This window comes from Streptomyces sp. O3 (assembly GCF_054788135.1).
Genome location: NZ_JBTVYK010000098.1, coordinates 1 through 9,305 on the forward strand (window position 1 = coordinate 1; position 9,305 = coordinate 9,305).

At 70.3% G+C, this 9,305-nt stretch carries 12 protein-coding genes; 4 read left to right on the plus strand and 8 right to left on the minus strand.

The features are described 5' to 3' along the window. Positions 1–412: type II toxin-antitoxin system PemK/MazF family toxin (locus ACX6XY_RS29345; RefSeq protein WP_460337409.1), on the plus strand; the 412-nt coding region annotated here is incomplete at its 5' end. Between the two features lie 407 nt (positions 413–819). On the opposite strand, the gene ACX6XY_RS29350 is transcribed toward ACX6XY_RS29345, so the two are convergent. The 7 genes from ACX6XY_RS29350 to clpS all read right to left on the minus strand — a co-directional run bounded on the left by ACX6XY_RS29350 (position 820) and on the right by clpS (position 5,853). Next, positions 820–1,770: a PLP-dependent cysteine synthase family protein gene (locus tag ACX6XY_RS29350; protein WP_460337412.1), complete on the minus strand. Its 951-nt coding sequence runs from the start codon at positions 1,768–1,770 to the stop codon at positions 820–822. Beyond that, entirely contained in the window at positions 1,770–2,048 is a 279-nt protein-coding gene (locus tag ACX6XY_RS29355; RefSeq protein WP_460337415.1) for a MoaD/ThiS family protein, read from the minus strand. Before ACX6XY_RS29355 ends, ACX6XY_RS29350 begins: the two co-directional genes overlap by 1 nt. A gap of 122 nt (positions 2,049–2,170) precedes the next feature. After that, the gene (locus tag ACX6XY_RS29360) at positions 2,171–2,272 is read right to left on the minus strand and encodes a putative leader peptide (RefSeq protein WP_460337418.1); all 102 of its coding nucleotides are present in this window, start codon (positions 2,270–2,272) and stop codon (positions 2,171–2,173) included. Between the two features lie 88 nt (positions 2,273–2,360). Further along, complete coding sequence (locus tag ACX6XY_RS29365) at positions 2,361–2,783, minus strand: M67 family metallopeptidase (RefSeq protein ID WP_460337421.1); 423 nt, start codon at positions 2,781–2,783, stop codon at positions 2,361–2,363. A 200-nt stretch (positions 2,784–2,983) separates the two neighbouring features. After that, positions 2,984–4,549, minus strand: coding sequence for an alanine/glycine:cation symporter family protein (locus ACX6XY_RS29370; RefSeq protein WP_460337425.1), 1,566 nt, complete (start codon positions 4,547–4,549; stop codon positions 2,984–2,986). A 393-nt stretch (positions 4,550–4,942) separates the two neighbouring features. Beyond that, entirely contained in the window at positions 4,943–5,527 is a 585-nt protein-coding gene (locus ACX6XY_RS29375; RefSeq protein ID WP_460337429.1) for a DUF2017 domain-containing protein, read from the minus strand. Further along, on the minus strand, positions 5,527–5,853 hold the full coding sequence (gene clpS, locus ACX6XY_RS29380) for an ATP-dependent Clp protease adapter ClpS (RefSeq protein WP_460337432.1): 327 nt from the start codon (positions 5,851–5,853) through the stop codon (positions 5,527–5,529). The genes ACX6XY_RS29375 and clpS overlap by 1 nt, the downstream gene beginning before the upstream one ends. Positions 5,854–5,987: 134 nt before the next feature. Here clpS and ACX6XY_RS29385 point away from each other — a divergent pair, with 134 nt between their 5' ends. Both ACX6XY_RS29385 and ACX6XY_RS29390 read left to right on the plus strand, forming a co-directional pair. After that, positions 5,988–7,316, plus strand: coding sequence for a nicotinate phosphoribosyltransferase (locus ACX6XY_RS29385; RefSeq protein ID WP_460337435.1), 1,329 nt, complete (start codon positions 5,988–5,990; stop codon positions 7,314–7,316). Between the two features lie 252 nt (positions 7,317–7,568). Beyond that, the gene (locus ACX6XY_RS29390; RefSeq protein WP_460337438.1) at positions 7,569–8,156 is read left to right on the plus strand and encodes an isochorismatase family protein; all 588 of its coding nucleotides are present in this window, start codon (positions 7,569–7,571) and stop codon (positions 8,154–8,156) included. A gap of 12 nt (positions 8,157–8,168) precedes the next feature. Here the strand turns inward: ACX6XY_RS29390 and ACX6XY_RS29395 are convergent, their stop codons facing one another. Next, the gene (locus tag ACX6XY_RS29395; protein ID WP_460337440.1) at positions 8,169–8,501 is read right to left on the minus strand and encodes a hypothetical protein; all 333 of its coding nucleotides are present in this window, start codon (positions 8,499–8,501) and stop codon (positions 8,169–8,171) included. 417 nt (positions 8,502–8,918) lie between these two features. Between ACX6XY_RS29395 and ACX6XY_RS29400 the strand changes: the two genes are divergently transcribed. Then, positions 8,919–9,206, plus strand: coding sequence for a hypothetical protein (locus ACX6XY_RS29400; protein ID WP_460337443.1), 288 nt, complete (start codon positions 8,919–8,921; stop codon positions 9,204–9,206). The last annotated feature ends 99 nt before the right edge of the window (positions 9,207–9,305 follow it).

Sequence of the window (9,305 nt, forward strand, 5' to 3'; positions counted from 1 at the left end):
GGACGGGTGGGCGCGGGCCCGGCGGCGGCCCGCGGGCGGCGTACGCGGCGGCCGTACGCGGCCTCCGGCACGGCCGCGCGGGAAGCGGCGCGTTCCGGGGCGGCGGCCGCGGCCAGCGGAGATCTGGTGGGCGGACGTGCCGTACGAGGACGGGCCGGGGTCCAAGGACCGGCCCTGTCTGGTGTTGTCGGTACACGGACGCAGGGCCCGGATCGCGAAGATCACCAGCCGGTACCACGACGACCGGGCCGGGGTGATCCCGCTGCCGCCGGGCTCGGTCGGCGACGCGCACGGACGGCCGAGCTTCCTGGAGACGGACGAGTTGCGCGAGGTGCCGCTGTGGGAGTTCCGGCGGCGGGTCGGGGTGGTCGATCCGGCACTGTGGGACCAGGTACGCCACCTGGCCGGGTGAGCCCCGGCTCACCCACCCGCAGGCATGAGGGCGACGCCCTCGCGCCTGGTTTCACGGGGTTGCCCCGTGTCCCCCTCCGGGGGAAGGGTGTCGCCCTGCGGCCCAAGCGAGATCGGTCACCGGGGTCGGTGGGTTGTGCCCACCCTCCCCCACTCTCGGCTTCGCTCGAGCGGGAGGTGCCCCCCTCGCCCTGCGGAACGTATGCCCACAACAGGAAACGGACAGCCGCCGTCCGACGTGAGGGGGTGGGGTGGGGGGTGCGAGCGGAGCGGGGACTGTGAACTGGGCAGCACGCGGTTCGCAGCTTCCGGGTTATCAGTCGCCGTGAGCACGTACCCCCCACCCCACCCCCGCCCCACCACGCAACAGCACGCACGCACGCACCGCGCACGCAACAACAGCGCGCGCTAGGCCCAGAGCTGGCCTTGCAGCGCCTCGACCGCGTCCTCGGTCGTCGCGGCCGTGTAGATGCCGGTCGACAGGTACTTCCAGCCGCCGTCGGCCACGACGAAGACGATGTCCGCGGACTCGCCCGCCTTGACGGCCTTCCTGCCGACGCCGATGGCCGCGTGCAGCGCCGCGCCCGTGGAGACGCCCGCGAAGATCCCCTCCTGCTGGAGGAGCTCCCTGGTACGGGTCACCGCGTCGACCGAGCCGACCGAGAAGCGCGAGGTGAGCACGGAGGCGTCGTACAGCTCGGGCACGAAGCCCTCGTCGAGGTTGCGCAGACCGTAGACCAGGTCGTCATAGCGCGGCTCGGCGGCGACGATCTTGATGTCGGGACGCTGCTCGCGCAGGTAGCGGCCCACGCCCATGAGCGTGCCAGTGGTGCCGAGCCCGGCCACGAAGTGCGTGATCGAGGGCAGGTCGGCGAAGATCTCCGGCCCGGTGGTGGTGTAGTGCGCGCCCGCGTTGTCCGGGTTGCCGTACTGGTAGAGCATCACCCAGTCGGGGTGCTCGGCCGACAGCTCCTTGGCGACGCGTACGGCGGTGTTGGAGCCGCCCGCGGCCGGGCTGGAGACGATCTCCGCGCCCCACATGGCGAGCAGCTCGCGCCGCTCGGACGAGGTGTTCTCGGGCATCACGCAGACGATCCGGTAGCCCTTGAGCCTGGCCGCCATGGCGAGCGAGATGCCGGTGTTGCCGCTGGTCGGTTCGAGGATGGTGCAGCCGGGCGTGAGCCGCCCGTCCTTCTCGGCCTGCTCGATCATGTGGAGCGCGGGGCGGTCCTTGACCGAGCCGGTCGGGTTGCGGTCCTCCAGCTTGGCCCAGATGCGCACGTCGTCGGACGGCGACAGCCGCGGCAGCCGCACCAGAGGGGTGTTGCCGACCGCGGCCAGAGGCGAGTCGTACCGCATCAGACCATGCCGCCGGCGACAGCGGGGAGGATGGTCACGCTGTCGCCGTCGCTGAGAGCGGTGCTGATGCCGTCCAGGAAGCGGACGTCCTCGTCGTTCAGGTACACGTTCACGAAGCGGCGCAGCTTGTCGCCGTCCACGATGCGCTCCTGGATGCCCGCGTGCCGGGTCTCCAGGTCGGCGAAGAGCTGGGCGAGGTCGTCACCGCTGCCCTCGACGGCCTTGGCGCCGTCGGTGTAGGTGCGGAGGATGGTCGGGATGCGGACCTCGATGGCCATGGGCTGGACTCCTGTCGTCCGGTCGTGAGGAAGGTCGGTGGGCGCGCGCCAGTGCGCGACGAAGCCCGGTGGTACACGGAGTGGCACGCCGCGGCGCGGGGCCGGCCGCGGCGGGCAGGGGTTCAGCGGGAACAGATGGCGCTGGAGAGCCTGCACAGGTCGACGTGCAGCCGCGCCACGAGCAGCATGCCCGGCGTCTTGTCGCTCACGTCGTGGAGAACCATGCGGTCATCGTATCGATTCCCACCCCGCCTCAAGCAGTGGGATATCACATGACGGACGCTTTCTGATCGCATGGTGAGATAGCCCAGCTCAGTACGCCTCGACGACCTTGACGTCCTCTTCGGTGACCTCGCCGTCGACGATGCGGAACGAGCGGAACTGGAAGGGCCCGGCACTGTCCGTGTCGGCGGTGGAGACCAGGACGTAGTGGGCGCCGGGCTCGTTGGCGTAGGAGATGTCCGTACGCGACGGGTAGGCCTCGGTCGCGGTGTGCGAGTGGTAGACGATCACCGGTTCCTCGTCCCGGTCGTCCAGTTCACGGTAGAGCTTGAGCAGGTCGCCGGAGTCGAACTCGTAGAACGTGGGCGAGCGGGCGGCGTTCAGCATCGGGATGAAGCGCTCGGGGCGGTCGGCGCCCTCGGGGCCCGCGACCACGCCGCACGCCTCGTCGGGGTGGTCCGCGCGCGCGTGGGCGACGATCTGGTCGTACAGGGCCTGGGTGATGGTCAGCATGCCGCCAGAATAAACATGCGGGCCACCGCGTACCGAAGTGTGGTACGAGGTGGCCCGCATGGCGAGACAGGGAGGGGATTCCCCAGGGGACCGGGTTCCCCAGGGGATCGGGATCCCCCAAGGGATCGGGATCCCCCAAGGGATCGGGATCCCCCAAGGGATCGGGATCCCCCAAGGGATCGGGATCCCCCGAGCTCAGGTCAGCTCTTGGTGAGCGCCAGCTCGGAGGCCTCGATCTGCTCCTCGCTCTCCCCCGCGTCCCGGCGGCGGGTGTAGTTGAGGACCTTGACCAGCTCGCGCTTCACGATCGGCGCCAGGAAGTACAGACCGACGATGTTGAACAGGGCCGCCAGGAACAGGACCGCGTCGGAGAGATCGATCAGGGTGCCGAGCGAGAGCAGGGCGCCCAGGACGATGATCGCCGAGAAGGAGATCCGGTAGGCGATGGCCGAGCCCTTGCTCCTGCCGAACAGGAAGGTCCAGCACCGCTCGCCGTAGTAGCCCCAGGTGATGATCGTGGAGAAGGCGAACAGGATCACCGCGAAGGTGAGCAGGTACGGGAACCAGGGCAGCGCGGTCTCGAAGGCGTCCGAGGTGATGGAGATGCCGACGTTGGCGGCGTCCGGGTCCACGTCGCCGGGGCTGCCGCCGCCCGCCACGATGTCACGCGCCTTGAGGTACTTCGGGCCGCCCGCGATGATGATCGTCAGGGCGGTCATGGTGCAGATCACGACGGTGTCGATGAACGGCTCGATCATCGCGACCAGACCCTCGGTCGCGGGGCGCTTGGTCTTGACCGCCGAGTGGGCGATCGGGGCGGAGCCGATACCGGCCTCATTGGAGAAGGCCGCGCGCTGGAAGCCGACGATCAGGGCGCCGATCAGACCACCGGCGACACCCTCGGGGGCGAAGGCGCCGGAGAAGATCTCGCCGAAGGCCGCCGGGATCGCGGTGATGTTGAAGGTGATGACCAGGAGGCAGGCGACGATGTAGAGGATCGCCATGGAGGGCACCAGACGGCTGGTGACCCGGCCGACCGAGCGCATGCCGCCGATGAGCACCAGCGCGACGGCCGCGGCGATCAGCAGGCCGTAGAAGATGGCGCCGCCGGAGGTGGCGAAGAAGCTGTCCTCCTTGCCGGTGACCGTCGTCAGCTGCTCCAGGGACTGGTTGACCTGGAAGAGGTTGCCGCCGAAGAAGGTGAAGAACAGCAGGCTGGCCGCGGAGGCGACCGCGAGGACCTTGCCCAGGCCGGGCTTGCCGATCTCGGCGAGGCCCTTGCGCAGGTAGAGCATGGGCCCGCCGGTGACCTTGCCGTCCGGGCCGATCTCGCGGTACTTCACGCCGAGGGTGCACTCGACGAACTTGGTGGCCATGCCCAGGAGACCGCAGAGGATCATCCAGAAGGTGGCGCCGGGGCCGCCGATGGCGATGGCGATGGCGACACCGGCGATGTTGCCGAGGCCGACGGTGCCGGAGACCGCCGAGGTCAGCGCCTGGAAGTGGCTGACCTCGCCGGGGGCGTCCTTCTGTTCGTACTTGCCGCGGACGAGTCGTACCGCGGTCTTCAGATGCCGCACCTGGGCCAGGCCGAAGTACGCCGAGAAGAAGGCGCCAGCGACGACCAGCCAGCCGACGATCAGGGGGAACTCTGTACCGAAGACGGGGACGGAATAGAAGACGACGTCCCCGAGCCAACTGGCTACGGGTTTGAACCAACCGTTCACGGTTTCGTCGACGTTTTGAGCGATCGAGTCGAGTGACATCTGGCTACCTCGGTCGGGCAGGACTGCCGCGTTGGGGTGGCGGCAGGCGAGGAGTGCGGGCTTGAGCGAACGCCGTTGTCCGATCGGCGACGTAGGGCGGGCCGGTCCGCGGACTCGGGCCGGTACCGCCTTGGGTCGTGCATGTCGTGCGGGTCGTGCGCTGGCAAGTGGGCCAGGTTCTCTCCAGCGGCGAGGGGTGGTGCCGAAATGGAGTTGACAGTTCTTACCACGCGTTTACCGGCAGGACATGTGACGCACATCACGCCCGGAAGGACAGAATCCGGCCGACCTGGGAGGAAGCCGTTTCCGTGTGACGCGATCGTTATCCGGATTTGAGCGTCCGCTGAGCGAACAGCGTCGCCAGGTAAAAGATGATCAGTCCGGACGTAAGGGTCACAGGGTCTCGATGAGGCTTTCCTGTAGGCCGCCCAGCCATAGATAGGCCATGACCATGGGTTTCCGCTCATCGGAGTCCGGCAGCCGGTAGAGCAGCTCGGTGTCCTCGTCAGCGATCACTTCAAGCCGCGCGGCGATCGCCAGCCTGAGGTCGTTCAGCCCGCCGAGCCACTGCCGCGACTCGTCCGCCGACAGCTTGAGCACCGCGCCGCCCTCACCGCCCGCGCTCAGCACGTCGAGCGACCGTACGACCGCCAGCGCGTCGTCGCGCTTACGGGCCCGCAGGTCGTTCTCGGTGAACCGGCGGAACTCGGCGGAGTACGCCTTGAGCTGGTCGTCGGGCACCGCCTCGGGATCGCCGTAGGCGTCCGGGAAGAGGCGCTGCAGCACAGGATCGGACGGCGGCTCGCTGGGGCCTTCGGCGAACAGCTCCGCGAGCGGGTCGTCGGCGTCCTCGCCGCCGGGACCGGGACCGATCAGCTCAAGGAGCTGCACGGCCAGCGAGCGCAGGATCGAGATCTCGACCTCGTCCAGGGCCACGGCGGCGCCACCGCCGGGAATCGGCTCGAACTGCCCCGCCATCAGTCGCGGTCCTGGCTCATGGTCGCCCACAGGCCGTAGCCGTGCATGGCCTGCACATCGCGCTCCATCTCCTCGCGGGTGCCGCTGGAGACCACCGCGCGGCCCTTGTGGTGGACGTCGAGCATCAGGCGGTTCGCCTTGTCCTTGGAATAGCCGAAGTAGGCCTGGAAGACATACGTCACGTAGCTCATCAGGTTGACCGGGTCGTTGTGCACGATCGTGACCCAGGGGACGTCCGGCTCGGTCACCGCGGATTCTTCCGCAGCCGACTCGGGTCGCTGGATCTCTACCGGGGACACATCAGGAGCCACACTCACCTGTCCCATGCTGCCACCTGGAGGGGGCTCTCGCACACATGCCCCCGCCTCCGCAGCCCCTTCCGGCACGCCCCGACACGTTCCGGCGCGCCTCGCCGCACCGAAATCGTCAAAGTGACGAGATGGGGAGTACGATCAGTCGTATGAACGCTGCGGACCTCCGGCTGCCGGTCGATGTTCCCTCGACGGCGCTGTTCACGGATCACTACGAGCTGACGATGCTCCAAGCGGCCCTGCGGGGCGGCGCCGCCGAGCGGCGCTCGGTCTTCGAGGTGTTCACCCGCCGACTGCCCGAGGGCCGCAGGTACGGCGTGGTCGCCGGGACCGGCCGGGTGCTCGACGCGGTGGAGAACTTCCGCTTCGACCCGGACATCCTCGCCTTCCTGCGCGAACGCTCGGTGGTCGACGAGCCGACCCTCGCCTGGCTCGCCGACTACCGCTTCAGCGGCGACATCTGGGGCTACCCGGAGGGCGAGGTCTACTTTCCGGGCTCTCCGATCCTGCGGGTGGAGGGCTCGTTCGCCGAGTGCGTGCTCCTGGAGACGGTGATCCTGTCCATCCTCAACCACGACTCGGCCATCGCCGCGGCCGCGTCCCGGATGGCGTCGGCGGCGGGCGGCCGCCCGCTGATCGAGATGGGCGCCCGGCGCACCCACGAGCTGGCCGCGGTCGCGGCGTCCCGCGCGGCCTACGTCGGCGGCTTCAGCACCACATCGGACCTGGCCGCGGGCTTCCGCTACGACATCCCCACGGTGGGCACATCGGCGCACGCCTTCACGCTGCTGCACGACAGCGAGCGCGACGCCTTCACCGCGCAGGTCGACTCGCTGGGCCGGGGCACCACACTGCTGGTCGACACCTACGACGTCGCCGAGGCGGTACGGCTGGCCGTCGAGGTCGCCGGGCCCGAGCTCGGGGCGGTCCGCATCGACTCCGGAGACCTGCTGCTCGTCGCCCACCGGGTGCGCCAGCAGCTGGACGAGCTCGGCGCGACCGGCACGAAGGTCATCGTGACCTCCGACCTGGACGAGTACGCGATCGCCTCGCTGGCCGCGGCGCCGGTCGACGCGTACGGCGTGGGCACCCAGCTGGTCACCGGCTCCGGGCACCCCACCTGCTCGATGGTCTACAAGCTGGTGGCGCGCGCGACGTCCGCCGATCCGGCGGCGGACCTCGCGCCGGTGGCGAAGAAGGCCATGGGCGGCAAGACGTCCAAGGGCGGCCGGAAGTGGGCCGCGCGACGGCTCGACGAGGACGGCGTCGCCGAGGCCGAGGTGGTCGGCACCGGTCCCGTGCCGCCGGAGCTGGCCGGGCGGGAGCTGGCGGTCAAGCTGGTCTCCGGCGGCCGCGTGCTGGACCGGGAGCCGCTGAAGACCGTACGCGAACGCCACCAGGCGGCCCTGGACCGGCTGCCGCTGTCCGCGACCCAGCTGTCCCGCGGCGAGGCCGTCATCCCTACGGAGTACGTATGACCCCACTCATCGACACGCCTCCACCAGGCCGCGTACCCCGGACCACGCACACCTGACCGGTGCGCATGAACGCCGGACGAGCGGGAAGGCAGGCAACGGCAGCGGACGCGCGTCACTCCGCCCAGCCTCCACACCGCCCAGCCGCACACCGCTCAGCCGCACACCGCCACCGGGGCGCACTCGGTCTCCACGCTCGGCGGCACCTGCCGAGTTCCCGTCCCCCGTCGAACTCCTCAGCCGAAGGACACCATCATGCGCCGCGCACTGATCGTCGTAGACGTACAGAACGACTTCTGCGAGGGCGGCAGCCTCGCAGTCCAGGGCGGCTCCGAAGTGGCCGCCGCGATCACGGAACTGGTCGGGCAGGCCGCGGGCGCCGGATACCAGCACGTGGTGGCCACCCGCGACTGCCATGTGGCCCCCGGTTCCCACTTCTCGGACAGTCCCGACTTCGCGCACAGCTGGCCCGCGCACTGCGTGGCCGGTACGGAAGGGGTCGGCTTCCACCCGAACTTCGCCCCGGCGGTCGCCTCGGGGGCGATCGACGCGGTCTTCGACAAGGGCGCCTACGCGGCGGCCTACAGCGGTTTTGAAGGCGCCGACGAGAACGACGTACCGCTGGCGGACTGGCTGCGCGCGCACGAGGTGAGCGAGGTCGACGTGGTCGGCATCGCCACGGACCACTGCGTACGGGCCACGGCGCTGGACGCGGCGCGCGAGGGCTTCCGCACCCAGGTGCTGCTCGACCTGACGGCCGGAGTGGCCGAGGAGAGCACCCAGCGGGCCTTGGATGAGCTCCGCGACGCGGGCGTGGAGCTGTCGGGCAAGCCGGTGGTGTAGAGCGGCTGAGGCTCAGGCTGGCCGGGCGGGCCGGACTGGCCGCGCGGGGTGCAGCAGGGCCCCGATCGGGTGCCACAGCTCGGCGGCGTCGTCCGGCGCCGTACGCCATATCAGCCCGTCCGGATGGTGCAGCACCGCCGTGACCTCGTCCGGAGTGGGCGGTTCCGTGTTGCCCCGCAGATAGACCGCGCGCAGCCCCAGGTTCCGCAGCCGGGTCAGCGCCCTGGCGCGGTTCGCGGCGTGCACCAGCACCCGGACTCTGCCGCCGCAGGCTCTGGGGCTGGGCAGCATCAGAGCCACCACCACACTGCCGTTCGGGAGCTTGCTGAAGCCTCCTCCTGCCATCGCGTATCACTCCCCCGTGAGATGTCGCGTCAATAAGCCGGTCACAGGACGCACCTAAACACGATCGGCTGCGACCCGCCAGAGGGTCCTAGGCGATCATGTCCTGACCTGCGACGACGCAGGGAAAATTCACCATGGGAACGCGGCGGCGGGCGGCGTTCGCGCCCCCGCGCGCCCCTTGTGGATCTTGATTTCGGGGGAGGCGTCAACGAGGTGCACGCACGTCGGACGAGGGTGCGCCGCCGCTGGACGGGCGCGTCCGTCTCGCCTGCCGGACAGCCGGGTGAGCCCGTGCGCCCCCCGTGCATCGGCACTGTGTGTTAGGTCACGCTTACTTCCCGCGCGCTCGGGAATCCAGCGGAGAGAACCAGAAGGCACACCCGTTCTGACCCTGCCCCCCGAAGACCGGATCACGCCATGCCTCGTCCGACTGCCGCACAGTTCTGCTATGGCTTCGCCACCGTCGTCTCCGCCACCCTCGCGCTGCTGCTGCTCCCCCGCACGCAGTCAGGCGTCGGGATCACCCTCGTCGTCTGCGTCGCGCTGGCGCTCGGGCTGCTGGTGGCGATACTCGTGCCGCCCCGCAGGCCGACGCCCGCCGCCTCGCCCGCGCGGCGCGCGGCGACGGCGGAGGCTCGGGTGCCGGTGCAACGCCTGCATACCGGGGCCGAGCCCCGAGTGGCCGAGCACTCCTTACACAAATAAGCACGGTCCGCACCCGGCCTCGGGGGGGGGGGGGCCCCCCCCCCCCCCCCCCCCGCCCCCCCCCCCCGCGCGCCCCCCCCCCCCCCCCCGGCGGCCCGG